This window comes from Aeromonas sp. 61P (assembly GCF_051919545.1).
GTDB lineage: Bacteria > Pseudomonadota > Gammaproteobacteria > Enterobacterales > Aeromonadaceae > Aeromonas > Aeromonas veronii.
The window spans coordinates 3,423,459-3,450,344 of sequence record NZ_JBQBEL010000001.1; the positions used below are offsets into that span (position 1 = coordinate 3,423,459).

The 26,886-nt window shown below is 60.0% G+C and carries 21 protein-coding genes, 1 other RNA gene and 1 pseudogene; 12 read left to right on the plus strand and 11 right to left on the minus strand.

What is annotated here, in order from left to right:
• The first annotated feature begins 22 nt into the window (after window positions 1-22).
• Window positions 23-1,147, plus strand: coding sequence for an MFS transporter (locus ACTG2O_RS16110; protein ID WP_439976337.1), 1,125 nt, complete (start codon window positions 23-25; stop codon window positions 1,145-1,147).
• 13 nt (window positions 1,148-1,160) lie between these two features.
• On the opposite strand, the gene ACTG2O_RS16115 is transcribed toward ACTG2O_RS16110, so the two are convergent.
• From ACTG2O_RS16115 to ACTG2O_RS16155, 9 genes are all read right to left on the minus strand, one after another.
• Window positions 1,161-1,604: a hypothetical protein gene (locus tag ACTG2O_RS16115; protein ID WP_439976338.1), complete on the minus strand. Its 444-nt coding sequence runs from the start codon at window positions 1,602-1,604 to the stop codon at window positions 1,161-1,163.
• Window positions 1,605-1,702: 98 nt separating this feature from the next.
• Window positions 1,703-1,799: signal recognition particle sRNA small type (gene ffs / locus ACTG2O_RS16120), an RNA gene on the minus strand.
• 102 nt (window positions 1,800-1,901) lie between these two features.
• Window positions 1,902-2,690: a sulfite exporter TauE/SafE family protein gene (locus tag ACTG2O_RS16125; RefSeq protein ID WP_058058293.1), complete on the minus strand. Its 789-nt coding sequence runs from the start codon at window positions 2,688-2,690 to the stop codon at window positions 1,902-1,904.
• A gap of 105 nt (window positions 2,691-2,795) precedes the next feature.
• Entirely contained in the window at window positions 2,796-4,232 is a 1,437-nt protein-coding gene (arcD, locus tag ACTG2O_RS16130; protein ID WP_005336921.1) for an arginine-ornithine antiporter, read from the minus strand.
• A gap of 358 nt (window positions 4,233-4,590) precedes the next feature.
• Window positions 4,591-5,370, minus strand: coding sequence for an SDR family oxidoreductase (locus tag ACTG2O_RS16135; RefSeq protein WP_236284567.1), 780 nt, complete (start codon window positions 5,368-5,370; stop codon window positions 4,591-4,593).
• A 51-nt stretch (window positions 5,371-5,421) separates the two neighbouring features.
• Window positions 5,422-6,324 carry a 3-hydroxyisobutyrate dehydrogenase gene (mmsB, locus tag ACTG2O_RS16140; RefSeq protein WP_236284564.1) on the minus strand — a complete coding sequence of 301 codons (903 nt, stop codon included), beginning with the start codon at window positions 6,322-6,324 and terminating at the stop codon, window positions 5,422-5,424.
• Window positions 6,325-6,375: 51 nt separating this feature from the next.
• Window positions 6,376-7,488 carry an enoyl-CoA hydratase/isomerase family protein gene (locus ACTG2O_RS16145; RefSeq protein WP_439976339.1) on the minus strand — a complete coding sequence of 371 codons (1,113 nt, stop codon included), beginning with the start codon at window positions 7,486-7,488 and terminating at the stop codon, window positions 6,376-6,378.
• Window positions 7,489-7,506: 18 nt separating this feature from the next.
• Entirely contained in the window at window positions 7,507-8,289 is a 783-nt protein-coding gene (locus ACTG2O_RS16150) for an enoyl-CoA hydratase (protein WP_005336930.1), read from the minus strand.
• Between the two features lie 140 nt (window positions 8,290-8,429).
• Window positions 8,430-9,587 carry an acyl-CoA dehydrogenase family protein gene (locus ACTG2O_RS16155; RefSeq protein ID WP_236284561.1) on the minus strand — a complete coding sequence of 386 codons (1,158 nt, stop codon included), beginning with the start codon at window positions 9,585-9,587 and terminating at the stop codon, window positions 8,430-8,432.
• Between the two features lie 304 nt (window positions 9,588-9,891).
• Here ACTG2O_RS16155 and ACTG2O_RS16160 point away from each other — a divergent pair, with 304 nt between their 5' ends.
• The 9 genes from ACTG2O_RS16160 (at window position 9,892) to ACTG2O_RS16200 (ending at window position 21,525) form a co-directional block, all read left to right on the plus strand.
• Entirely contained in the window at window positions 9,892-11,034 is a 1,143-nt protein-coding gene (locus ACTG2O_RS16160) for an isovaleryl-CoA dehydrogenase (RefSeq protein ID WP_236284560.1), read from the plus strand.
• Window positions 11,031-12,632 (plus strand): carboxyl transferase domain-containing protein, encoded by a 1,602-nt coding sequence (locus ACTG2O_RS16165; protein WP_236284559.1) that lies wholly within the window; start codon window positions 11,031-11,033, stop codon window positions 12,630-12,632. Before ACTG2O_RS16160 ends, ACTG2O_RS16165 begins: the two co-directional genes overlap by 4 nt.
• Window positions 12,633-12,643: 11 nt before the next feature.
• Window positions 12,644-13,498 (plus strand): enoyl-CoA hydratase-related protein, encoded by an 855-nt coding sequence (locus ACTG2O_RS16170; RefSeq protein WP_236284558.1) that lies wholly within the window; start codon window positions 12,644-12,646, stop codon window positions 13,496-13,498.
• The gene (locus ACTG2O_RS16175; protein ID WP_439976340.1) at window positions 13,495-15,465 is read left to right on the plus strand and encodes an acetyl/propionyl/methylcrotonyl-CoA carboxylase subunit alpha; all 1,971 of its coding nucleotides are present in this window, start codon (window positions 13,495-13,497) and stop codon (window positions 15,463-15,465) included. The genes ACTG2O_RS16170 and ACTG2O_RS16175 overlap by 4 nt, the downstream gene beginning before the upstream one ends.
• The gene (locus ACTG2O_RS16180; protein ID WP_149153042.1) at window positions 15,462-16,430 is read left to right on the plus strand and encodes a hydroxymethylglutaryl-CoA lyase; all 969 of its coding nucleotides are present in this window, start codon (window positions 15,462-15,464) and stop codon (window positions 16,428-16,430) included. The genes ACTG2O_RS16175 and ACTG2O_RS16180 overlap by 4 nt, the downstream gene beginning before the upstream one ends.
• Window positions 16,431-16,432: 2 nt before the next feature.
• Complete coding sequence (locus ACTG2O_RS16185; RefSeq protein ID WP_047436889.1) at window positions 16,433-16,843, plus strand: MerR family transcriptional regulator; 411 nt, start codon at window positions 16,433-16,435, stop codon at window positions 16,841-16,843.
• 36 nt (window positions 16,844-16,879) lie between these two features.
• Window positions 16,880-17,641: a substrate-binding periplasmic protein gene (locus ACTG2O_RS16190; RefSeq protein WP_439976341.1), complete on the plus strand. Its 762-nt coding sequence runs from the start codon at window positions 16,880-16,882 to the stop codon at window positions 17,639-17,641.
• A 52-nt stretch (window positions 17,642-17,693) separates the two neighbouring features.
• Complete coding sequence (locus ACTG2O_RS16195) at window positions 17,694-20,696, plus strand: DUF748 domain-containing protein (protein ID WP_439976342.1); 3,003 nt, start codon at window positions 17,694-17,696, stop codon at window positions 20,694-20,696.
• A gap of 232 nt (window positions 20,697-20,928) precedes the next feature.
• Entirely contained in the window at window positions 20,929-21,525 is a 597-nt protein-coding gene (locus ACTG2O_RS16200; protein ID WP_005336948.1) for an acetate uptake transporter, read from the plus strand.
• A gap of 81 nt (window positions 21,526-21,606) precedes the next feature.
• On the opposite strand, the gene ACTG2O_RS16205 is transcribed toward ACTG2O_RS16200, so the two are convergent.
• Both ACTG2O_RS16205 and ACTG2O_RS16210 read right to left on the minus strand, forming a co-directional pair.
• Complete coding sequence (locus ACTG2O_RS16205) at window positions 21,607-22,371, minus strand: zinc-dependent peptidase (RefSeq protein ID WP_439976671.1); 765 nt, start codon at window positions 22,369-22,371, stop codon at window positions 21,607-21,609.
• A gap of 76 nt (window positions 22,372-22,447) precedes the next feature.
• Window positions 22,448-22,885, minus strand: a complete 438-nt coding sequence (locus ACTG2O_RS16210; RefSeq protein WP_439976343.1) for a GNAT family N-acetyltransferase — start codon at window positions 22,883-22,885, stop codon at window positions 22,448-22,450.
• Window positions 22,886-23,233: 348 nt separating this feature from the next.
• Between ACTG2O_RS16210 and ACTG2O_RS16215 the strand changes: the two genes are divergently transcribed.
• Together ACTG2O_RS16215 and ACTG2O_RS16220 are read left to right on the plus strand one after the other, a co-directional pair.
• The gene (locus ACTG2O_RS16215; protein ID WP_439976344.1) at window positions 23,234-24,733 is read left to right on the plus strand and encodes an alanine/glycine:cation symporter family protein; all 1,500 of its coding nucleotides are present in this window, start codon (window positions 23,234-23,236) and stop codon (window positions 24,731-24,733) included.
• Between the two features lie 289 nt (window positions 24,734-25,022).
• Window positions 25,023-26,076: pseudogene (locus ACTG2O_RS16220) on the plus strand (replication endonuclease); the annotation flags it as partial.
• Window positions 26,077-26,886: the final 810 nt, after the last annotated feature.

Below are 26,886 nucleotides of genomic sequence, written 5' to 3' on the forward strand. Positions count from 1 at the left end.
ACACTGGTCTGCGGTTGCTGCCATGTCCCTGTGTGTGGCACTGCTCATTGCCGCCGAGTTTATGCCGGTCAGCCTGCTGACGCCGATCGCCACCGAGCTAGGTGCCAGCAATGGCATGGCCGGTCTTGCTATTGCCATCTCCGGCCTGTTTGCCGTCCCGACCAGTTTGCTGATCGCACCTCTATCTCACAGGCTGGACCGACGTCATGTGCTCATGGGGCTAGCCGTCGTGATGCTGACCTCTTTAATCGTGATCGCCTTAAGCCCCAACTTTACCGTGCTGATGGTGGCACGCGCTCTGCTCGGGATCGTTATCGGCGGTTTTTGGGCGCTGGCAACCGCCACCATCATGCGGTTGGTCTCCAGCCAATCCGTCCCCAAAGCGTTGGGCATCCTGTATACCGGCAATGCGGTCGCGACCGCCTTTGCGGCCCCCATTGGCAGTTACTTGGGTGGACTGATCGGCTGGCGAGGCGTGTTCTGGCTGCTGGTACCGTTGGTAGTGATCAACCTGCTGTGGATGGTACTTTGCCTGCCTTCCATGCACTCCCAAGCACGCCCGCACAGCGCATTTCGCCTTATGCACAGACCCAACGTCGCCATTGCCATCATGGGCGTGACGCTGACCTTTGCCGGCGCCTTCAGTGCCTTTACCTATTTTCGCCCCTTCCTGGAGACACGCACCCAGGTCGACCTGCCACAACTCTCGGCGCTGCTGCTGGCTTTGGGGCTGGCCGGTTTTGTCGGCACCACAGCGGTAAGCATGCTGCTGCGCCGTCATCTTTACCGGATGCTGCGCTGGTTGCCACTGGTGCTAGGCGTTATCACCCTGACGCTGCTGGCGGTGGAGCATCACTTCTGGAGTGTGGCCCTGATGCTGATCCTCTGGGGCGCCCTTAACTCCGCCATTCCGGTCGCCTGGTCAGCCTGGATCACCCAGGGCATCTCAGATTCACCCGAGAGCGGTGGAGGCCTGATGGTGGCAGCTATTCAGCTGGCGATCACGTTGGGGGCTGCCGTGGGGGGGTGGTTACTGGATTCCCTCTCTATCAGGGCCACCTTTATGGGCAGTGCCCTGTTACTGACCGCCGCCTCCATGGTGGTCGGCAATGGCAGCCGACTAAGGCCCGTCACGCTTGACCAGTAAGTTGACCCATCCGTTAGCAAATCCATTCGCCATCGCACAGTGCAATTTTACCCAGCGCCTTGATGAAGCAGCCGATGTAGTTCTTCTGGTTGCTGAGTTCTTTCGGTGTCCAGGAGAGGGCCTTCTCTTTCAGGTAACGCTCACTGAGTTCTGAGAGTACAGGGGATGCAATGGCAGAAGGATCCATATGGGCCAACTGAGGGGCAGGATTGACTGCTGGTTGTATCTGTTGCGGTAGCTGCTGAAGCTCCGGCAGGGAGTTTGGCTGAGGTTCTGGCTGGACAGACTCAGGTTTTACCCAAGAACGCGCACAGGCAAACATCTTAGCCACCTGTTCACGAGCGACCAGCTTGTCCCGAGTTCGGAGAGATTTCTTGATGTCTTTGCGGCGACCACAGGGAAGCACAGTCACCTTGCGGTAGTACCAGATACCTTGCGGAGAGAGCCAGAGATTCACAGAGAAGACTCCTGATTCATCCACACAAAGTGGATTACCAAGAGGTCTGAAGGGGGGCTATTAGCTGTAACTTATTGAATTGCAGAAACAAGTGGTGGCCCTACCAGCAACATCCCGGCACTCGAGTCCCCCGCCTTGGCTGCTACCTTCCGGTCCTGACCAGGTCGACGGGTTATCAATGCGAGAGGACCAATAGGACCACCGGCGAGGAGAATAGGCAAACTGGGCGTTCAATGCAACGGCTTTCTACCCTCCAACAGATCGTTTGCCTTATTTTTCAACAATCTGCCGAATGAATCAGCTAAACAGCATAAATTTCGCCCCCACCAGCAGCATCAGCAGAGCAAATGCCTGCTTGAGGCGTCTTGGTGACAATCGGTGTGCCAGCTTGGCACCAAGGCGGGCAAACTGGGTACTGGTCAGCACAATGCCGAGCAGCGCTGGCAGATAGATGTAGCCCACACTCCACTCGGGCAGATCGGCATGACCCCAACCCGCATAGAGGTAGCTCAGACTCCCCGCCAGCGCGATGGGCATGCTGCAGGCTGCAGAGGCCGCTACCGCATTGCGCATTGGCACCGAGTTCCAGCTCAGATAAGGGACGGTCAGCGAGCCACCGCCAATACCAAACAGCGCTGACATCCAGCCAATGATGGTACCGGCGATGCCTGTGCCGAGCGCCCCCGGCATATGGCGCTCCGCTTTGGGCTTGAGATTGAGCCCCATCTGTAGCGCCATGCTCCAGGCGAAGCAGCCGATAATGATATTGAGGGTGCTGGTACTGAGCAGATTGGCCGTCATACCACCGAGCCAGGCACCAACCAGCATGCCCGCCCCCAATCTGCGGATCATCACCCAGTCGACGGCGCCCGCTTCCTGATGTGCTCTAAGCGAGCTGAATCCGGTAAAGATCATGGTGGGCAACGAGGTGCCGAGGGCCAGATGGGTAATGATTTCAGGGTCGATGCCCTGGGCGCGAAAGGTCATGACCAGCACGGGGACAATGATCAATCCACCACCAATCCCGAACAGCCCCGCCAGCATACCGGCAAAGGCGCCCAGCAGGAGGTAACCCATAAACAGCATAAAAATTCCTGTGTTAAACAAAAACTGGCCAACACGGCCGGGCAACAGTGGATATCTGCATGAAAAAAAAGAGATGGCGCGAGGGCCATCTCTTCATTGTGCCGGTTAGTGCAGTGGAATGGTACCGTCCATCACCTTGTAGAAGGCCAGCACGGCACAGCCAAGCAGGGCCGCCGTCATCCCCTGCTCCAGCCGGTTAAGACCGCGCAGACCGTGATGCTGACGCGCCTTCCAGTAGATGAAGATGCCCGGACTATAGAGCAGCGCCACCAGCAGCAGGTACTCCACACCAGCAGCGTAGACCAGCCAGCAGCCGTAAACCGTCGCCACCAGGGCCAGCAGCAGGTCACGCTTGCGCTGATGGGGTTGACCCTGATAGGTCTCCCCTTTCAATGCCAGCTTCAGGCCATAAGCGCCCGAAAAGACGTAAGGCACCAGCGCCGCCGAGGTTGCGATGTTGACCAGCGCCAGATAGGTGCTGCTCTGGAAGTAGATGATGATCAGGAAGATCTGCACCAGACAGGTAGAGCACCAGAGGGACACCTGCGGCGAGCCGTTCTTGTTCTCCTTGGCAAACCAGCCCGGGAACACGCCGGTCTTGCCTGCAATGTAGGGCACTTCAGCGGCCAGCACGGTCCAGCTGAGCAGAGCACCCATCACCGACACCACCAGACCGATGTTGATAAGCCAGGCGCCCCAGGGGCCGACCACGGCTTCGAGGATCATGGCGGTCGAGGGGTTCTTGAGCGCCGCCAGCTGCGGCTGGCTCATGACACCCAGCGAGAACAGGGTCACCATCACGTAAAGCGTCAGGGCGCCGAGCAGCGCCAGCACTGTCGCACGGCCCACATCCTTGCGATGACGGGCACGGGCAGAGACCACCACGGCCCCTTCAATCCCGATAAAGACCCAGAGGGTCACCTTCATGGTGGACTTGACCTGATCCATCACGGAGCCCAGCTCCATGTTGTTCTGGCCCCAAATATCCAGAGTGAAGGTATCCATGTTGAAAGCCAGCAGGATTGCAACACAGAAGACGATGAGCGGCACCATCTTGGCGATGGTGGTGACGATATTCACCAGCGCAGCAACCTGTACCCCGCGCAGCACCAGCGCATGCACCGACCAGATCAGGATGGAGGCCAGCGTGATGGCCACCGGCGTATTGCCGTCACCGAAGATGACGTTGTCAGGTGTATCGAAGAAGTAGCTCAGGGCGCTGAACACCACGATGGCGTAGGAGACGTTGGCCAGCAGTTGGCAGAGCCAGTAACCCCAGGCGGCGTTGAAACCGATAAAATCGCCGAAACCGGCTTTGGCATAGCTGAAGATACCGCCATCGAGATCGGGGCGGCGCATGGAGAGGTTCTGATAGACCAGCGCGAGACAGATCATGCCCAGACCGGTGATGGCCCAACCCAGGGCGACCGCCCCGGCACTGGCATGCGCAGCAATGTTTTGTGGCAGACTGAAGACCCCGGCGCCGACCATGGAGCCGATCACCAGCGAAATGAGGGCGCCCAGCCCTAGTTTCTTGTCCATTTCAATCCTGTTTATTTAGGCGGCGGCAGAGCGTCCGTATTCATACTGCGCGCAATATGGGAGGGGCTGGGAATCCTGACCCCGTGAAAAAGGCGGCAACTATATTGCATGACTATTCCGACCGCAATCCCTCGTCCCGTCAATCATGCACCGCCTTGACCGCGCGCAATTTTACAGCACTGGCCCATATGGCCTGTGAGCTGGCTCAAATTAACCAAGACCCATTGATATTTCTCATTTTTCTGCCAACACAACCTGACTCGCATGGTTCCTATGCATCGCCATTCAGGCACTCTCTGTATAAATAATCTGCATAAAAAAGCCCCGGTGGAAACACCGGGGCCCATTATGTAAATCCCTATAAACGCAAACCGCCATCCAGTTCTATCATCCTTCCCGACAGATAGTCGTTGGCAAAAATAAAGCTCACCGTCTCGGCCAGCTGTTGCGCCTCGCCAAGGGTGCCGACCGGAATGGCCTGCTGCATCCGTGCCATCGCCTCCGGCTTCATCGCCGCCGTCATGTCGGTGGCAAACACCCCGGGGGCAATCCCCATCACCCGAATGCCATGGCGCGCCAACTCCCGCGCCCAGGTCACCACCAGCGAGGCAACCCCCGCCTTGCTGGCGGCATAGTTGCTCTGGCCAATATTGCCGGCGCGGGCGATGGAAGAGATGTTGATGATGACGCCCCCCAGCCCCCCTTGGGCCATCAGCGCCGCCCCCTCGCGCCCACAGAGGAAGGTACCGGTGAGGTTGACGTCAATCACGCTCTGCCACTGGACCAGCGTCATCTTCTCCACCAGCTCACCCTCTTTCACCTTGATCAGCATGCCATCGCGCAAAATGCCGGCGCAGTTGATAAGACCGTGCAGCACGCCAAAACGCTCCTTGATGCCAGCAAAAACCGACTCAACCTCGGCTTCGCTCGCCACATTGCAGACAAACAGCTCGCACTGGCTATCTTGATCGCACTGATCATTCTGACTGCGCACCAGGGCTGCGGTCGCTTCCAGATCGGCGCGATTGATGTCTAGCAGCGCCAGCGTCGCCCCCTGTGCGCCCAGGGCCAGCGCAATGGCCCGTCCCAAGCCACGTCCGGCACCGGTAATAACGATGACCTTATCTTTGATATCCATCAATGCTCCTTGTAGCTGGTCGAGGGGAGATGCCTTGAAGAGAGGTGCCCGTCAGGCGGGATCCTGTTTATCCAGATAGAGTTCGACGATGCTGGAGAAATCGCGGCTCCCCTGCCCCTGAGCGGCATGCAGGTTGAACAGGTTGCGGGCCAGCGCCCCCATCGGCACAGCGCTGTGGCCATGCTCGGCCAGCGCCATGGCCAATCCCAAATCTTTCACCATCAAACGGGTCATAAAGCCCCCCTGATAGTTGCGGGCGGCAGGGACATTCTCCATCACCCCGGGCCAGGGGTTGTAGCGCTCCAGACTCCAGTTGTTGCCGGAGCTCTTGCCCATGATGGTGGAGAGCACGGCGGGATCCAGCCCCTCCTTCACCCCGAGGGCCAGCGCCTCGGCAGTGCCCGCCATATGGATCGCAAGCAGCATGTTGTTGCACATCTTGGCGATCTGCCCTGCCCCCAGCGCCCCGGCGTGAAACAGGTTCTGCCCCATGCAGGCGAGCAGAGGTTTCGCCGCCTCGAAATCCGCCGCGTCACCACCAACGATAAAGGTGAGCGTCCCGGCGGCCGCACCGGCGACACCGCCCGATACGGGGGCATCGATAAAGCGCAAACCACGGGCGCGGGCCGCCTCCCCGACCTGACGGGCAGAGTCGACATCGATAGTGGAGCAGTCGATCACCAGTGCACCAACCGGCAGGGCTGCCAGCAGATCCTGCCCCTCAGACAACCAAAGGTCGCACACATGCTCCCCCGCCGGTAGCATACTGATCACCACCTCGCAGCCGGTCACCGCCTCTCGGGCATCCCCCGTGGCGATGCAGCCAGCGGCGATGGCGCGCTCAATGTTTTGGGCAACCAGATCAAACACCTGCACCCTGTGCCCGGCCCTGGCCAGATTGGCCGCCATGGGCCCCCCCATGTTGCCGAGCCCGATAAACCCTATCCTTGTCATCCCGCTTGCTCCTTGCGTTGCTGATGGCGGCGTGCGCCGGTTGCCAAGATGTTATTCCTTGCAGGCCAACGGATTGCACCCCTGCGGCCAGTGATAGAACTCGTCCAGCCACTCCCCCTCCGATGGCAACTGTTGCCAGCGGGGATCTTTATCCTTGTCGATCAGCAGTGCCCGTACCCCTTCCACAAAATCCCCCTTCAGCACGCAGTTGACCGAGAGGGTCAGCTCCTCGGCAAATACTTCGGCCAGGGAGTTGCGGCGAGCCTGCCAATATTGGCGCCACAAAATGGCGCGGCTGATGGGGCTGCCGGTGCGGCAGATCTGCTGCGCCTGCTGGAGTACCGTCTCCTGTTCATCGAAATGGGCGCTGAACAGCCGCGCCAATACCCCTTGCAACGTGCGTCCCGCCAGCAAGGCATCGATCCTCTGTTGATGGGGCAGCAATACAGGCGCTGGCAAGCGGGCCGCCACCTCACGGTGCAACCCCCTGAACAACTGATCGATCTGCTCACGGGGCTCACCACAGCCAGTCCAGTCGAGCACGGCGAGGCGTAACAACAGCGCACTGCGCTCGCCACTGGCGATGGCGTGATCCGCCAGCCCAAGACCTATGGCATCACTCCCGTTGAAGCGGGCACCTGTCAGACCGAGCCAGAGCCCCAGCCGCCCCGGCATCCGGCTTAAAAACCAGCTCGCTCCCACGTCGGGGTAGAGGCCTATGGTCACCTCCGGCATGGCGAACAGGCTCTTTTCGGTCACCACCCGAAAATCGGCTCCGGCAAACAGGCCAATACCGCCCCCCATGCAGATACCATCCGCCACGCAGATCAGGGGCTTGCGGTAAGAGTGGATGTGGTGGTCGAGCCGGTACTCCTGCTCGAAAAAGTCGCGGGCATATTCGAACAGTTCCGAGCCGCTCGCCTCCTGCTTGCGGTAATAGAAGGAGCGGATATCGCCACCGGCACAAAATGCCTTTTCACCCGCCCCCTGCAGCAGCACACAGACGATGGCGGGATCCTGCTCCCAACGGGTCAGCGTCTGTTGCAGGATCTGGATCATCGGCAGGCTCAATGCGTTGAGAGACGCAGGGCTGTCGAGGGTCAACACCCCGACCTGATGGCCATCTTCGGTGGGATAACAGCTAACCTTGACCGGCTCACTCATAAACAGCTCCATATGGATTTATTCTGTTGGGCCATATTGCCAGCGCGGTAAGCGTTTCTCCAGGAAGGCGGCCACCCCTTCACGCTGATTGGCATCGCTAAAGAGATCGAGAAACAGCGACCGCTCAAGGGGCAAGGCGGCATCCCGCGGGCCACTGCGGCCCTGATTGATCAGGGTTTTGCAGGCGCGCAGGGCGCTCGGGCTCTGGCGCTCCACCAGATGGGCCATCTGGTGCGCCGCCTCCCACGCCTGACCGGTTTTCACCACCTCCTCCACCAGCCCCATCTCGTAGGCCAGCGAGGCACTCACCTTCTCACCGCAGAGGATCATCCGCTTGGCCCAGCCCGGCCCCACCAGCTCGGTCAGGCGCTGGGTGCCACCGGCACAGGGAAGCAAGCCCACCGAGGCTTCCGGAAGTCCCAGCAACGCCTGCTGCTCGGCGATACGGATATCACAAGCCAGCGCCACTTCCAGCCCGCCTCCCATGGCATAACCATTGATGGCGGCGATACTGACGCCGTGAAAACGAGCCAGCGCCTCGAAGGCCTTGCCAAAGGCCTCGGCTACTTCGCGGGCCAGCTCGACATTCCCCTCGACAAACATATTGAGGTCGGCACCGGCGCAGAAAAATTTGTCGCCCGCACCACGGATCACCAGCGCCACCACATCGGGACGACTGTCGAGCTCCACCATCATCTGCAAAAAGGCCTGCAGGCTGGCGAGAGTCCAGGTGTTGGCAGGGGGATGGTCGAGGGTGATATAGGCCACGTGGCCATGATATTCGAGTCTGATCCTTGTCATAACATTGTCCTTGTCGATGAAGCTGCCGCCATGATGACAGGCTTGAATGACACCAACCTGTGGCTGGCTCACAAAGCCGAAACCGGCATGGCATGGTGCAAATCGGGTGGCAGGCAACACACCCTTGATGCGACCACCTGTTAGCCCAGCGACAAACCGGGATCGGCCAGCAGGCGGCGCGCGATGATGAGTCGCATCACCTCGTTGGTGCCCTCCAGAATGCGGTGTACCCGGGTATCGCGCAGATAGCGCTCGAGCGGATACTCGCGGATATAACCATAGCCGCCAAAGAGTTGCAGAGCCTCATCACAAATTCGATAACCCACATCGGTAGAATAACGTTTGGCCATGGCACACCAGGCACTCTTGTCGGGTGCCCCGCGATCCAGCTTGTCGGCGGCCTGACGTACCAGCAGGCGGGCGGCAGCCAGCTCGGTCGCCATATCGGCCAGGCGAAACTGCACGCTCTGGAATTCGCTGATCGGGTGACCAAATTGCTGGCGCTGCTGCACATAAGCCAGCGCATCGTCCAGCGCCTGCTGGGCGGTGCCCACCGAACAGGTGGCAATATTGATGCGCCCACCATCGAGGGCCTGCATGGCGAACTTGAATCCTTCCCCCTCTTCGCCCAACCGATAACAGGCAGGAATGCGAACCCCGTTGAAAACAACCTCCCGGGTCGGCTGGCTGTTCCAGCCCATCTTCTCTTCTGCCTTGCCATAGCTCACGCCGGGGGCATTAGCCGGCACCATAAAGGCAGAGATCCCCTTCGCACCTTCACCACCGGTACGGGCCATCACCACCAGCACGTCAGTGCTGCCCGCTCCCGAGATAAAGACCTTTGTTCCCTCGATGAGGTAGCTGTCACCCTCGCGAGTGGCTCGGGTCTTGAGTGCCGCAGCATCGGAACCCGCCCCCGGCTCGGTGAGGCAATAGGAGCCCAGCAATTCGCCGCTGGCCAGTTTGGGCACCCACTCCTTGGCAACCTCGGTGGGCAACCAGCTACCCAGCATCCAGCTCACCATGTTGTGGATAGTCAGATACGCCGTGGTCGAGGTACAGCCCATGGCGAGGCGTTCGAAGATGAGGCTTGCATCGAGGCGCGGCAACCCCAATCCGCCAAACTGCTCCGGGGTATAGAGACCACAAAAACCTAGCCCGGCCGCCTGCTTGATGGTCGGGATCGGAAACTCATGCTCCTTGTCCCAGCGCGCGGCATGGGGTTTGAGCGCCTCATCGGCAAAGGCGGCGGCCGCCTCCACATACGCCTGTTGATCATCGGTCAGGGTAAAATCCATCTTGTCGTTCGCTCCCTTGTTGCCCCGCGCTTATTTTCCTGAGTTAGTGCTTTATGACGCGGCGCCCACACACTGCGTCAGTCGGATCTGCCACTATGGCGCTGTTGTCGTGGTAGCTGCTGACGCTCTCACAACCACCGCTTTATCGACACACAACAGATTAACAATTGATTTACGTTTACGCTAACGTAAACTTGTGGCAGAAGTGAAGTACAAAATGGACCGACCACTGACAGCCGTAACGCCGAGTCAGCCGGTCGACCAACCTTCCTACCCGACTGTCATATCCGCAAGGAGAGCATGGATGCAGATGGATGAAACCCTGAATGCCCTGACCGAACAGGTTGCGGCCTTCTGCCAGAAAGTGATCGCCCCACGCGCCAGCGAGATCGATCAGAGCAACGCCTTTCCCCGTGATCTCTGGCCCCGGATGGGTGAACTGGGGCTGCACGGCATCACGGTGGCGGAGGAGTATGACGGGGTGAACCTCGGCTATCTGGCCCACGTGCTGGTGATGGAACAGGTGAGTCGCGCCAGCGCCTCGGTCGGCCTCTCCTACGGCGCCCACTCCAATCTCTGCATCAACCAGATCCACCGCCACGGCACGGCAGAACAGAAAGCGCGCTACCTGCCGCCGCTGGTGAGCGGCGAGCATGTGGGGGCGCTGGCCATGAGCGAGCCGGGAGCCGGCTCCGATGTGGTCAGCATGCGCCTCACCGCGGTGCGCGAGGGCGATCACTTCGTGCTAAACGGCAACAAGATGTGGATCACCAACGGACCCGATGCCGACACCTTCGTCATCTATGCCAAGACAGATACCAGTGCGGGCCCCAAAGGAATTTCTGCCTTTATCGTTGAAGCAGGCACTCCCGGTTTTTCTACCGCCCAGAAGCTCGACAAGCTGGGGATGCGCGGCTCCAGCACCTGCGAACTGGTGTTCGACAACTGCCGGGTGCCGCAGGAAAACCTGCTGGGCACCCTGCACGGCGGGGTCAAGGTGCTGATGAGCGGGCTCGATTACGAGCGGGTGGTGCTGGCGGCGGGCCCCCTTGGCATCATGCAGGCCTGCATGGATGTAGTGCTGCCCTATGTGCGTGAGCGCAAGCAGTTTGGTCAAGCCATCGGCGAGTTCCAGCTGGTGCAGGGCAAGCTCGCCGACATGTATACCCGCCTCGCCAGCAGCCGGGCGCTGGTCTACTCGGTGGCGAGCGCCTGCGATCAGGGTCGCACCAGCCGTAAAGATTGCGCCGCAACCATCCTGTTTGCCGCCGAAAACGCCACCCAGATGGCGCTCGATGCCATCCAGTTGCTCGGCGGCAACGGCTACATCAACGAATACCCCACCGGTCGCCTGCTGCGGGACGCCAAACTCTACGAGATCGGCGCCGGCACCTCGGAGATCCGCCGCTGGCTCATCGGCCGCGAGCTGATGGGAGAAAATGCATGAGTCGTATCCACTCCCACCTTGACACGGCGAGCCCGGAATATGCGGCCAATCGGGCCGCCATGCAGGGGCTGGTCGACGATCTCCACGCCCGCATTGCCGAGATCGCGCTAGGGGGCGGTGCGGCCAACAACGCCCGCCATCAGGCCCGTGGCAAGCTGCTGCCCCGCGAGCGCATCAATCAGCTGCTGGACCCGGGCTCCCCGTTTCTCGAGCTCTCGGCGCTGGCTGGCTGGCAGGTCTATGACGAGCCAGTGCCCGCCGCCGGTATCATCACCGGCATCGGCCGGGTCTCGGGCAGGCTCTGCATGCTGGTGGTGAACGACGCCACCGTGAAAGGCGGCACCTACTACCCGCTCACGGTGAAAAAGCACCTGCGCGCCCAGGCCATCGCCGAGCGGCTGCGCCTCCCCTGCCTCTATCTGGTGGATTCCGGTGGCGCCTTCTTGCCGATGCAGGACGAGGTGTTCCCCGACCGGGATCACTTTGGCCGCATCTTCTACAACCAGGCCCGCATGTCGGCCCAGAACATCCCCCAGCTGGCGGTGGTGATGGGGCTCTGCACCGCTGGCGGCGCCTACGTGCCCGCCATGGCTGATGAATCCATCATGGTCAGGGAGCAAGCCACCATCTTTCTGGCGGGTCCGCCGCTGGTCAAGGCCGCCACCGGCGAGGAGATCAGCGCCGAGGCCCTGGGCGGCGCCGAGGTGCACTGCGCCCACTCGGGCGTTGCTGATCATATGGCCCGTGACGATGCCCATGCGCTGGCCATCGCCCGCACGCTGGTTACTCATCTGGGTAACGAGCCGATAGAGAGCAGCCCCGGCTACGAGCCCCCCTGCTACCCAATCGAGGAGCTCTACGGTCTGGTGGGCACCAGTCTCAAACGTCCTTACGACGCCCGCGAACTGATCGCCCGACTGGTGGATGGCTCTGATTTTGACGAATTCAAGGCGCTGTTCGGCACCACCCTGGTGACCGGCTTTGCCCGTATTTGCGGCATGGAAGTGGGGCTCCTCGCCAACAACGGCGTGCTGCACAGCGACAGTGCCCAGAAGGGGGCCCACTTTATCCAACTCTGTAACCGGCGTGCCATCCCGCTGCTCTTTTTGCAGAACATCACCGGCTTTATGGTGGGGAGTAGCGCAGAAAAAGATGGGATCGCCAAGCACGGCGCCAAGCTGGTCACCGCAGTGGCCTGCAGCCGGGTGCCCAAGATCACCCTGATCGTCGGCGGCAGCTTTGGTGCCGGCAACTACGGCATGTGTGGCCGCGCTTATGAGCCCGATTTTCTCTTTAGCTGGCCCAACAGCCGTATCTCTGTCATGGGGGGCGAGCAGGCGGCCGGGGTGCTGGTGCAGGTGCGTCGCGACAAGCTGACTGCCGAGGGCAAAGATTTGAGCGAGCAGGAGGCGGCCGCCATCCGTGCCCCGGTGATCGAGCAGTATGAGCGGCAGGGTCACCCCTACTACGCCAGCGCTCGCCTCTGGGATGACGGCGTCATCGACCCGGCCCAGAGCCGCACCGTGCTGGCGCTGGCGCTCGCCGCCTGTCAGGGTGCCCACATTGAACCCGAGCAGTACGGCATCTTTCGGATGTAAGGAGCAAAACGATGTCAGATCCACTTACTTCCTCAGCACTTGGCTCTTCAACACAGGGCCCGTTTCGGCTGGAGCGGCACGGCCCATTGGCCGAGCTGGTGCTGTCGCGCCCGGCCCGCCACAACGCCTTTGATGCCGACCTGATGCTGGGGCTGCTCGACTGCCTCGATGATCTGGCCCATCTCCATGGTCATGATCTTGCCGAACGCCCTCATGCCCTGCTGCTACGTGCCGAAGGCAAACACTTTTGCGCGGGCGCCGACCTCAACTGGATGCGCAATCTGGCCCACGCCGATTTCGAGCACAATCGCGAAGATGCCCGGGTACTGGCGCGGCTGATGCAGACCCTCGATGAGCTCCCCTTCCCTACGGTGGCGCTGGTACAAGGGGCCGCCTATGGCGGGGCGCTGGGCCTCATCTGCGCCTGCGATCTGGTGCTGGCCGCCGATGACGCCCGCTTCTGCCTCTCAGAGGTGAGCCTGGGTCTGGTGCCTGCGGTGATAAGCCCCTACGTGGTACGTGCCATGGGAATGCGTCAGGCGCGCCGCTACATGCTCAGTGCCGAGCCGTTCGATGCCATCACCGCCTGTCGGCTCAATGTGGCACATCAACTCTGCAAGCCGGATCAACTGCTGGCGGAGGGACGGGCGCAGGCCCTTCGTCTGTGCCGCAACGGGCCGGAAGCGATGAAAGAGACCAAACGACTGCTGGCGGCCATAGAGGCCCATCCTTCCCGCCTGCACGAAGAGAAAACCGTCGAGACCATCGCCCGGGTTCGGGTGGGGCTCGAAGCCCAGGAGGGGATGCAGGCCTTCTTCGACAAACGCCCTCCCGCCTGGCGCCCCCGTTTCAAGGATGAGACATGAACTATCACACCCCGATTAAACGTCTGCTGATCGCCAATCGCGGCGAAATCGCTGTGCGCATCATCAACACGGCGAAACGCCTCGGCATTCACACCATCGCCCTCTACTCCGATGCCGACGCCCACGCCATGCACACCCGTCTGGCCGATGAGGCTTGGCACCTGGGGCCCGCACCGGCCAGAGAGAGCTATCTCGACACCGGCAAGGTGCTGAAGATTGCCAAAGAGGCGCGCGCCGATGCCATCCATCCCGGTTACGGCTTTCTGTCGGAAAACAGTGATTTTGCCACCGCCTGCGAACAGCGCGGCCTGCGTTTTGTCGGCCCAAGCGGCGCCGCCATTCTGGCTATGGGCGACAAATCGGGGGCCAAGGCGCTGATGCAGGCCGCCGGTGTTCCTGTGCTGCCCGGCTATCACGGCACGGATCAACGGCCGGACTTCTTGCGCGATCAGGCGAGCCAGATTGGCTTCCCGCTACTTATCAAGGCCGCCAGTGGCGGCGGTGGCAAGGGGATGCGCCGGGTCGATCAGCTGGCCGACTTTGACGAGTCGCTGGCGGCAGTCAAACGGGAAGCCAAGGCCGCCTTTGGCGACGATCTGGTGCTGCTGGAGCGCTATCTACCCCAGGCTCGCCATGTGGAAGTACAGATCTTTGCCGATAGCCTCGGCAACGCCATCTATCTTGGGGACAGGGACTGCTCCTTGCAGCGACGCCATCAGAAGGTGATCGAAGAGGCGCCCGCCCCCGACATTCCTCCGGCTCTGCGCCGCGCCATGGGGGAGGCAGCCGTGGCCGCAGCCAAGGCCATCCACTATCAGGGGGCTGGCACCATCGAGTTCCTGCTCTGCAAGGATGAGTTCTTCTTTATGGAGATGAACACCCGGCTGCAGGTAGAGCATCCGGTCACCGAAGCGGTGACCGGGCAGGATCTGGTGGCCTGGCAACTGGCCGTGGCAGAAGGCAAGCCGCTACCACTCACCCAGGAGGAAGTGGTGCTGCGCGGCCATGCAGTGGAGGCGCGCCTCTACGCCGAGGATGTGGCGGCCGGTTTTCTGCCCGCCAGCGGGCCTATCCACTGGATCCACTGGCCCGTTGGCGTGCGCATCGACACCGGCGTTACCGCTGGCGATGAGGTCAGCCCCTATTACGATCCCATGATCGCCAAGCTGATCGCCCACGGCCAGAACCGCACCGAGGCGTTCGCCAAACTGGCCGATGCGCTGGCGGCGCTGGATCTCGGCCCGCTGGTGCACAACGGACCGCTGTTGCTGCGCCTGTGTGAAGAGCCTGACGTCCTGGCCATGGGTCACCATACCCAGTGGCCCATACCCACCACAGCACGGCCCATTCCTGAGCTCGCCTGGCCGCTGGCCGCCCTCTGGCTGGCGAGCCGCCCTGCGGGCACCTCCCCCTGGCAGCAAGCCTGCGGATTTCGGCTAGGGCCGGATCGCTGCTGGACAGCGGCGGTACGCATTGGTGATGAGCGCCGGGTATTGACCCTTCACGATCATGGCGGCCAGTTTGAGTGGCAAGGGGAGACTCATTGCTACCAGAGAGGTGACGATAATATCCGGCTGCAGCAGGGTGGCTGCTGGCAACAGATCCCCATTCAGACGGTCGCAGGCTCGGAGGCAGCCTTCATCATGACCCTGGGGGGCCAGCGCATCCGCTTCGCGGCCGATGATCGGCAGCACAGCCACCATCATGATCAGACAAATGAGAAGGCGCAGGGCGCCATCGCCCCCATGCACGGCATCGTGGTGGCCGTGATGATCGAACCTGGCCAAACGGTCAGCAAGGGGCAACCCCTGCTGGTGCTGGAGGCGATGAAGATGGAACACCAGTTGCGTGCAGAGCGGGACGGGGTAATTGAAGCCCTGCTGTGCAAACAGGGCGAGCAGGTAAGCCAGGGAACCGTGCTGGTGCGCTTTGCCGAAGAGACTGCTTCACAGGAGGAACACCCATGAACCGATCACAGGACGTCCGTGACGACAGGGTCAGTCTGGTGGAGATGGGGCCGCGAGATGGCCTGCAAAATGAAGCTGCGCCCCTCTCCCTGGTACAGCGGCTGGAGCTGATCCAGCGCCTTACCGACAGCGGCCTGCAACGCATCGAGGTGGGAGCCTTTGTCTCTGCCAAAAAAGTGCCGCAGATGGCGGACTCCGCAGCGCTGTTCGAGGCACTGCCGCGCAAGGGCTCAACCCGTTACGGCGCTCTGGTGCCCAATCTGCAAGGCTTGCAGGCAGCCATTGCCGCCCGCGCCGATGAGATTGGCCTCTTCACCGCCTGCTCCGACGGTTTTACCCGCGCCAATATCGGCATCAGCGTGGAGGAGTCGCTGGTGCGCTTCGCCCCACTGGTGCAGGAGGCGCGCCACCTCGGCATCAAGGTGCGCGGCTACCTCTCTACCGTCATCGCCTGCCCGTTCGATGGCCCGACCCGCCCGAAACGGGTCGCTGCCATGGCCGAGCAACTGCTGGATCTCGGTTGCCACGAAATTTCGCTGGGGGACACCATCGGCGTTGGCACTCCGGGCACGGTGGCGCCCATGTTGGATGCGGTGCTGCACGAGATCCCGGCGGGTCGACTCGCGGTCCATTTTCACGACACCTACGGCCAGGGGTTGGCCAACCTGCTACCCGCTCTGGAGCGCGGCATTCGCACCATCGACTGCTCGGTGGCGGGGCTTGGCGGATGCCCCTATGCCCCGGGCGCCTCCGGCAATGTGGCGTCAGAAGAGGTGGTCTACCTGCTGCACGGCCTTGGCATGACGACCGGGGTGGATCTCGACAAACTGGCGGCCACCGGCCAGTGGGTCAGCGAGCAGCTCGGTCGCCCCAACGGCTCGCGGGTCGGTCAGGCCCTGCACGCCAATGCCGAGCGGCTGCGTGCCCGCCTCTGCCAGCCACACGCCCAGCAACAGGAGTCATGACCATGTCCCGTTCCCTGCCCGGCAAGGAGATCACCTACAGCATTTCGGAGCTGGCCCACGAATTCGATGTCACGCCGCGCACCATCCGCTACTACGAGGATGAGGGGCTGCTCACCCCGCTGCGGGAGGGGCAAACCCGCATCTACAGCCACCGGGACAAGATCCGGCTCAAATTGACCCTGCGCGGCAAACGGCTGGGGTTTAGCCTGGCCGAGATCCGCGAGCTGTTCGATATGTACGACACCGACAAATCGAGCAAAACCCAGCTCCACTCCATGATCCAGCTGATCGATGAAAAGCGCGACGCACTGCGCCAACAACTGGAGGATATCCAGATGGTGATGGCCGAGCTGGAAGCCGCCGAACAGCGCTGTGTTAATTCCCTTAACAGCTTGAAAACTGGCGCAGATTAACCGAATCTGGTAGCAAGCTATTGCCCTGGGGATCCCATGAGATATTGGTGCTGGTTTTTGCTCTTGTTCAGCCTCTCTGGCTGGAGCCATCCCCTCATCAAGGTTGGTGGATACCCCTATGCCCCCTTTGTGGTCAAACTCCCCGATTCCAGCTATGAAGGGCTGACGCTGGACCTCATCGCCAAGCTAAACGAGATCCAGCAAGAGGTAAGATTCGTGTTTGTTCCCACCTCGGCCGCCAACCGCTACAAGGCGCTCGATCTGGGCCGTTTCTCGCTGATGCTGTTTGAAGACACCAAGTGGGGCTGGGACACAAATAAATTCAAAATGACAGCCCCCTTTTTAGGTGGTGGTGAGGTCTATGTGGCCCTGAACAAAGTGGGTCGGGATCAGCGCTTTTTCGATGACCCCTCTCGGCATCATCTTATCGGGGTGACCGGCTACCACTACGGCGTGGGCCAGTTCAATGCCGATCCCGTCTACCTGCAGCGCAAGCTCAATATCACCCTGGTCAAAGACAATGTCAGCGCCCTGCAAGCCCTGCTCAAAGGACGTGGCGAGGTAGCCATTCTCAACGTCTCATACCTTAACCAGTATCTGCTGGCCCATCCCGACACAGCCGATCAGCTGCTGATCTCGCAAAAATGGGATCAACAGTATCAACACCGCGCCATCCTTCACCCTGAGGCCCCCATTACCCCTGCCCAGCTGGAACAGTGGCTGGCAGCGCTGCAACAAAAGGGGGAACTGGATCGCCTTTGGACAAAGTACGGCGTACAACAGCACGCAACCCCATGATTACTATCCAGCTTTTCTGTACCATGGCGGGAACCAAATGGGAGTGCACCAAATGAACACCACCGAGCCCGCGTCACCCAAGCTCCGCTTGCTGCGCTACCTTGCCTACGCTTTCCTGCTGTTTCTTATCCTGATCACTCTGCTGCTGTGGCAAACCCCCCGTCTGATCCAGCGCTATCTGCCCGGCTGGCTGGCCGAGCACTATGGTCTGCAACTGACGCTGGGGGAGATTGACGTAGGGCTGCGCAACCCATCTCTCACCCTCGGCGCGACCGCCCTGCTCGATGCCAAACAGCAGCCCATCATCGGTTTTGAGCAGCTCTTTATCACCCCCGACCTGCAAGCCAGCTGGCAGCAGAAAGGGGTCGTGCTTTCCGCCGTCACCCTGACCAAACCCGTGGTGCTGCTGCAACGGCTGGCAGACAAAAAGGGGGAGGTTCGACTCAATCTGACCGATGCGCTGGCGACCCTGCTCGCCCCTTCGCCCTCCCCCGAGCCCGAAATAGCCAGCGCCCCACTGCTGGTCGATATTGCCAGCGTCAATGTCACTGACGGCCATGTGCGCTATCAGGATCAGCGCAAGGAGAGCGAACCCGGCTGGTTGCCGCCCCTCAATCTGGAGAAAGTGGCCCTCAAGCTCGATAACCTGCTCACCGAGGCAAATCACCCGACCGCCTATCAGCTGAGCGCCGCCATCAACGGCAAAAGCAGCCTCGCCGCTCACGGCAAGCTCGATGTGATGAACGGCATGGGTCAGGGCAAAGTGAGCCTCAAGCAGGTCGACCTGAAACCCTTCGCCCCGCTCTGGGCACCCTATCTCAAGCTGGATCTGGCCAAGGGCCACGCCAATACAGAGGTGGAGTACCAGCTTAAAGAGGGCAAGCAAGGGGTACTGTGGCAATTGTCCAAAGGCAAGCTGACGCTGGACAACTGGCAGCTTAAAAAACACAAGGGCGACGAATTTGCCCGCTTCGGCCAGCTGGCCCTGAGCGAATTGGCTGTCGATGGCCAGAAACAGTCGCTCCAGATCGGCAAGGTCACTCTGCAACAACCCCTGCTCAAGGCCACCCTCAACCCACAGCAGGAGCTGGATCTGGCTGACTTGCTGATTGAACAGGCCCCCGCCAAGCCCGTCAAAGGGGCCCACGTCGCAAACGAGGTGGCCAACAATGCGGCGCCCAAGTCGGCACAACAAGCAAAGACAGCCGGTAACGGCAAGAAACACGGGGCAGACAAACCCTGGCAGTGGCAGATCAAGCAGATCCTTATCGACAAGGGCGATCTCACTCTCACCGAATCGAGCAGCGGCAAACCGCAGGCACGCCAGCTCTCCGGCCTCAAGCTGGTGCTGGGGCCACTGGGCAGCAAGGGGGAGCAACCGAGCAAACTGACTCTGGCCACCCACTTCAACCAGAGCAGCCCCCTCGCCTTTGATGGCCAACTGACCCTGAGCCCCTTCACCCTAAGCGGCGACATCAACCAGCAGGGGCTGCCCCTCACGCTGGCACAGCCCTATCTGGCCGATCTGGTGCGTATCAAGGTGCAAAACGGGCTGCTGAGCAGCAAGACCCGCCTTGATCTCGCCACCACCGCCCAAGGCGATCTGAGCAAGCTGACCCTGCAAGGGGGGCTCGATATCAACGGGCTCAAGGTGGTCGATCGGGCAGACAATCAGCGGCTGCTGGAGTTCAACACCCTGGCTCTCACCGGTCTGACGTACGACGGCATCAGCCAGCAGATGCGGATCAAGGACATTGCCCTGAATAAGCCCTTCGCCCGCATCGAGATCAACGAAGATGGCACCACCAACCTGCAACAGCTGCTGTTGCCGCAACCGGCGGCAGCAAAAAGTACTGAAGCAAAGGCAGGCAGCAAGGCTCCCGACTTTCGTTTCACCATCGATCAGCTGCGCACCGAGCAGGGCAACCTGCGCTTTGCCGACCGCAGCCTGAGCCAAGATTTTGTGGCCGATATCGCCTCGCTGGGCGGCCAAAGTCGCCATATCAGCAATATTCCGGGGCAACGCTCCGATCTCGCCTTCAACGGCAAGGTGGATCGCTATGCGCCAGTGACCATTCGCGGCGGTACCAACCTGCTGGTGGCCAACCCGATCCTCGACATCGCGGTCGCTTTCCACAATCTGGAGCTCACCACCTTCACCCCCTATTCGGGCACCTATGCCGGTTATGCCATCGACAAGGGGCAGCTCTCCATGAAGCTGCACTACAAGCTGGAGGGCAATAGGCTGGAGGGGGATAACGACATCACCATCAAGAAGCTGCAACTGGGCGAGAAGATCAAGAGCGATCAGGCCAAGGATCTGCCGCTGGGGCTAGCCATCGCCCTGCTAAGCGATGCCAACGGGGTGATACAGATGAACCTCAAGGTGAAGGGGGATCTCGATCAACCGGACTTCAGCATCGGCAATATTTTCTGGGATGTGCTGGGCAACACCCTGAGCAAGGCGATCACCTCCCCCTTCTCCCTGCTCGCCTCGCTGGCCGATGGCACCGAAGATCTCGACGAACTTCCCTTCCTGCCGGGGGATCCCGATCTCACCCCCACCCAGCAGGAGAAACTGGTCAAGCTGGCGCAGGCCCTCAAGGATAGACCCAAGCTCAGCATGAACATTCGCGGCAAGGTCAACTTCAACGAGGAGCGCCCCATCCTGCAACGGCAAAAGCTGGAACGGGTACTGGCCAAGCTCACCGGCAATCAGGCAGATCTCGACCTGCTGGAACAGGACCCCGCCCTGCAAGAGGCGCTGGCCCAGGCCTATGAAGAGCGCTTTGGCGAAGATCTGGATGATCTGGCCGATCGCCTCCATCTGGATGAAGAGAGCGCAGCACTGCGGGCCCAGGCGGTGATCCTGCTGCGGGATCAGCAGCTCATCACCGCCAAATCCCTGCGCAATCTCGCCATGCGCCGGGCGCAAAATACCAAGGAGTTTCTGGTCGACAGCCAGGGGATCGCCCCGGAGCGGCTGTTCGTGCTCGACAGCCAGGTCAAGGAAGAGGACAAGGAAGCCAAAGTGATCCTGACACTGGATCAGTGACGCCGCCGCACTGCGTAAAAGCGTAAAAGCGTAATAAAAATACAACACCTCAACTATTTTGACACCTTTTGCTCACCAAACAGCCTGTCCTGGTGAGCGTTTGGCCTCTGATGCAAATAATCACGTAGTTTTTTTACGATTTATCCCCCTTGCCCCCTTGCGGGCGCGCCACAGCCTGCCTAAAATCGCGCGTCTTTTGTTAACCCCCACCTCTATTTTTGGAGAACGCCACGTGAGCGAAAAATTGGCCAACCCTGCCCCTCTGGGTCTGATGGGTTTCGGTATGACCACCATCCTGCTGAACATCCATAACGCAGGTTTCTTCCCCATCAGCGCCATGATCCTGGCCATGGGCCTGTGCTACGGCGGCATCGCCCAGATCATCGCTGGCATCATGGAGTACAAGCGTGGCAACACCTTCGGTGTGACCGCATTCACCTCCTACGGCCTGTTCTGGCTGAGCTTGGTGTTCCTGCTGATCATGCCAACCATGGGTCTGGCCGAAGCCACTCCGCACGCCTACATGGGTTGGTATCTGCTGATGTGGGGCATGTTCACCCTGTTCATGCTGGTTGGCACCATCAACTACCCGCGCGCCAAGCAGTTCGTGTTCGCCTCCCTGACCGTGCTGTTCTTCCTGCTGGCCGCCCGTGACTTCACCGGCAGCACCCTGATCGGCACCATCGCCGGTTTCGAAGGCATCATCTGTGGCGCCAGCGCCATCTACCTGGCCATGGCCACCGTGATCAACGAGCAGTTCGGCCGCACCGTGATGCCGATCGGCGATCACAAGAAAGCCGCCGCAGTACAGCTGAAAGCCGCTGCCTGATAGGCAAGCCACTCAGATTGTGAAAAAGGCACCCTCGGGTGCCTTTTTGCTATCTCGAATAACCATTCAATCGATCGGTTATCAGGTAAGTGACCCGGCGTCCGCCTCCCCCGCCAGCAAGCGGGTCGCGGGAAAACGCTGCGCGGGATCCTGGCTAAAGAACTGGCTCAGTTGCCGGTATACCGCAGGATAAACCTGCTGCAGCCGCAGCGGATCGGTAAAGAAGCACTCGCAGCTGACGGCGAAAAACTCCGCGGGATGTTCGGCAGCATAGGGATCGATGGCGGTCACTTCGTCCCGGTCGAGCTGCTGGCACAACTCGTCGAAGGCTGTCTGAAAGGCCTGTTGCCACAGCTGGCTGCTCATCTGCCCCGGCAACGGCGGCGCGCCGTCCGCCTCACCGCCCAGCATGTCGAGCTTATGGGCCAGCTCGTGGATCACCAGATTAAAGCCGTCCCAGTCGCCATCCTGCTGCAGTTCGCTCCAGGCCAGCACCAGCGGCCCTTGCGGCCAGGATTCACCGGCGTTCTCCTCTTCAAACTCGCTCACCAGCCCGAACTCATCCTGCACCTCCTGGCGCCGGGTGACGGGCTCGGGAATAATGATGACTTCGTGAAAGCCGCGATACCAGTCAAGGCCAAGGTGCAAGATGGGCAACGCCGCCTGCAGCGCCAGCACCGCCTGTTGACGGCGGCTGAGCTCGACCCCGATCAGGGTCAGGGTCTTGCGCTTGAGCAGCTGTTGCCCCAACCCGATAAGCGTCGTCTGCTCGGTGTCGCTGAGCCCTTGCAAGATGGGCACAGCCGCCAGCGCCTGACGCCACAATGCCAACTCATCCTCACTCATGGACGTTTGCGGGCGACCACCCAGCCATTTGAACCATCCCAGCACGCCTACTCCTTCTTTTGATGCAAACAACAGGTCACAACAGTTTGACGAACCGTTTCGGCCGCTCCTGATAATCCTGCGCCAGATAGAAACGGTGGGCCGCCTCGCGCTTGAGGCTGCTGGATAGCTCCAGCTGGGCGCAACCTGCGGCCCGCGCCATCGCTTCTGCTCCTTTGAGCAAGGCTGCGCCCACTCCCGCCCCTCTTGCCCCTTCATCGACAACCAGCGCCGAGAGCAGGCCCCAAGCTGGTGCAACATGCAGCGGTGCCAGCTTGTGCCACACCAGCACGCCGACCACCTTGTCGCCCTGAGAGGCGAGCAGCACAACGCTCGCGGGATCCGGCGCCAACAGGCGCGCCGTCACGTCAGCGCCTTCGGCAGGATACCCCAATTGGGTGAACAGGTGGGCGATTGCGCTCCCGTCGTCGGCCTCATGGGGACGGATCGTCAACGTCTCAGGGTCATTTTTCATTGTTGGCCTCATGTTTGCTTTCCATTGTGTTACGCCCGTCACATTGTCCGGCGCAGATCAACAAGGAGGATCTCATCTTTACTCATAGAAAACGCTGCCTGCCATTATCCCCCCACCCTTGTCAATTCACAAATTTGCAACAAGGCAACATTTTTCGCTGGGAAGCACCGATACAACTCGATATGTTACAAGCCATGCATGGCGCGTGTTTGCGCTCTGCTTAACCCCTCAACCTCGCGCTCATTTGTTAACTGGATTGTTAACAAACAGGGCCGAAAACAGTGACAGAGAGCGAGGCCAAGATCTCGCCAAGACAGCGCCACAAACACAACAAAGGAGTTGTTGTACATGAATGAAATCGTCAATACCATCAATGGTGTAATCTGGAGCCCTGCGCTCATCTACCTGTGTCTGGGGGTCGGTCTTTACTTCTCCCTGCGCACCCGTTTTTTGCAACTGCGTCATATCAAAGAGATGGTGCGCCTGATGTTTGATGGCAAGAGCACCGATGCCGGTGTCTCCTCCTTCCAGGCGCTGGCCATGACTCTGGCCGGTCGTGTGGGTACCGGTAACATCGCCGGTGTGGCCACCGCCATCACCTTCGGTGGCCCGGGCGCCCTGTTCTGGATGTGGATGGTCGCCTTCCTCGGCGCCAGCTCCGCCTTCGTGGAGTCCACCTTGGGTCAGGTTTACAAAGAGAAGATCAACGGTGAATACCGCGGCGGCCCGGCCTTCTACATCGAGAAAGGGCTTGGCATGAAGTGGTACGCCTGGACCTTCGCCATCGCGACCGTCTTCGCCTGCGGCGTGCTGCTGCCGGGCGTGCAGGCCAACTCCATCGGTTCAAGCCTGCAGACCGCCTTTAATATCGATCCGAACGTCACCGCCGCCGGTCTGGCGCTGCTGCTCGGCTTTATTATCTTCGGTGGCGTCAAGCGTATCGCCAGCTTCGCCAGTACCGTGGTGCCCTTTATGGCGCTCGGCTACATCATCGTGGCTTGTGTCATCATCGCCCTGAATATCGGCCAGCTGCCGAGCGTGATCCTGCTGATCTGGAAAAGCGCCTTCGGTCTGGATGCCGGTTTCGGTGCCATTCTGGGTCTGGCCATCATGTGGGGGGTAAAACGCGGGGTCTACTCCAACGAAGCGGGTCAGGGTACCGGGCCGCACGCCTCCTCTGCTGCGGCAGTGAGTCACCCGGCCAAGCAGGGTCTGGTGCAGGCGTTCTCCGTCTATATCGACACCCTGTTCGTCTGCTCCGCCACCGGCTTTATGCTGCTGATCACCGGCCTCTATAACGTACAAGGGCCGGACGGCGCCGCCATCTACACGGGTATTGCCGGTATCGCAGCAGGTCCGGGCTATGTGCAGACCGCTATGGAGAGCATGATGCCGGGCTTTGGCAGCATTTTCGTGGCCATCGCGCTCTTCTTCTTCGCGTTCACCACCATCGTTGCCTACTACTACATCGCCGAAACCAACATCGCCTACATCAACCGCAAGATAAATCGCCCCTGGCTCACCTTCTTGCTGAAGATTGCGCTGATGGCTGCCACTGTCTACGGCACCGTCAAGACAGCAGATCTGGCGTGGGGCATGGGTGATATCGGGGTCGGCCTGATGGCATGGCTCAACATCATCGCCATCCTGCTGCTGCAAAAAACCGCCTTCACCTGTCTGAAGGATTATGAAGCGCAGCAGGCACAAGGGATTGACCCCGTATTCCACCCGGAGAAGCTCGGCATCAAGAACGCCGATTACTGGGTGGGCAAGCGCTCCGAAGAGAACCTGGAACTGGAGAAATCTGGCCATCAGTTCGAGCCGGATCAGGATCGCAAGACCTTCTGAACCAGAACGACATAAGACATCAATAAAAAATGGCAGCCTCGGCTGCCATTTTTATTTATTTAATTTCAACAAGTTATATTCAAATTAAGGAGTTAAGTGCCACACAAGGGGACACTTTGGGACGTGAAAAGACACCCAAATTGGCAAAATGTGGACACTTTTTTCGGCCCATTCTCGAGGAAGATCAAGCTGGTTTAAGATGGTTTTCCAACGGGTTAAAGCGGACAGCGTCATTGAGATAATCCGGTGCAAAGTGGGCATAAGTCATCGTCTGATGAAATATCAAGTGGCCGCCCTCAAACGGTGGAACGCCCCCGTTTATGGATTTCGCGTGTGCGAGGCTCACCACGACGGTACCCCGCACTGGCACCTGCTGCTATTTATGCGCCCGGAAGATCGCAACCGGGTGATCGGCATCCTGCAACGCTATGCCCTGACCGATGACCACGAAGAGCTGGTACGGGATATCAAGGGCGCCCCACCCTTTACCGACTTTACTCCCCGCTTCGACTGGAAAGAGATAGACCCGGCCAAGGGCGATGCCGCGGGCTATATCGCCAAATACATTGCCAAAAACATCGACGGCGCCTACCTGGACGACGACGAAGAGGCTGGCACCGCCGCCGATGAGGGCGCCCTGCATGCCGTGGCCTGGGCCAGTTGGTGGGGCATTCGCACCTTCCAGCAGATCGGCGGCGCCCCAGTCGGGGTATGGCGCGAGCTGCGCCGCATCAGCAACGCAAAGAAGAATGCCGAGCTGGTTGGCCCACCCAAGCCAGTGCTGCAAGACCCGCCTGCAAGGGTGGGAAGTGATGCCTGCAGGTACCTATGTTGCCAATAGAACAGCCGAGATTGCAGCGAGGGGGGTTGGGGTTAAGACGGGCGACAGCCCGGCACCTTGGAGCTCTGACAATAACTGTACGCTACCGGATCCTGATGTCTTTACGGACCAGATCATGAGGCAACAATGGGGATTATCGCCCTTCTCTATCGAGCGTTTGCAGGCTGGCGCCAGTGTCAGCACGGACGGTTTCACCCTCTGGCTGCAGAACGGCCAGGTGCAGTCGAGCCGATCGTTACCAAGCGAACAGTATTGGCAGCCAGAAAAACTGCCGCCCGCCGAACAGGAACAGCCGGATGAGTTCGCGGTACCGGAAGGGGAGCAAGACTGGCCAATGCTGGTTGAGCTGTGCGGCAAGGTCTACCAGGCACAAGGCCATGCAGGGACACACCAGTGGATCGAGATGCTGCCACAGCCCTATCAGTCAGAAATGTGGCGGGTGCTGGAAGGATTAGATGTGCCGAAGTGGATGCAGGAGCAGGGAGACTACAGCGAGGAGTAGGCATGAACATGAGTAGCAAGCTTACCGTCAGCCGGTAAGAGTACCGCCGGCTGGACAATCGGGTGACCTGCGTCCTGCAGCAACGCTGGCCTGTCGGCTACCGCCCCGAGATACCTAACCCAATGCAGACCAGAGCCAGCCTCCCCAAAGTACCGGTTCTGTAAGCAGATGACGGCTCTGTGAGCAGCCCTATCTGAATAGCACCGGGCAACATCACCGAGCACGCCACCCCAAGCGTCGTCGAACATCTCAACCCAAGGAGCAATCCAGCAGTACTCGGTCGTGCTGACCATCGTCAACATATGAGGCCACAGCCCTACATCTTGACCAGCTACATAATGTGATACTAATTGCCTCGATAACAGTCCTGAGTTGTTCACGAGGAGAAGGCCTTGTGGAGCTTTCAATTCCAGTTCCTTGAGTGTATTGTTGCTCCGTTACAAAAGCGGAGCCAAAAGAGGAGTTCCTGCGAATACGTCCAGCACCATTAACAGACTGATAGCGTTGTCTTTAAATGTGTTTTCGGGGCCACGTTTCAGCGTTATATGGGCTGAATATTATGGTTAAGTTGTTCAAGGTGTGAACATGTTAAGTGAGGAAGAATACAAGGCTCATATTAATAGCATTGAAAACAAAGAGGTTCCAGAAATAATATTTTCGGTATTATGCAAAGTTTCACAATTTTTAGAAAATCGCAGAAAATTATTTTCTGAATCAGAAAGAATTAGGCAAAATCTATTTAACTCCTTCTTCAAACAATACAATACAATACAATATTGGCGCTCTCACAAAAAACTCAATATGTTTTTA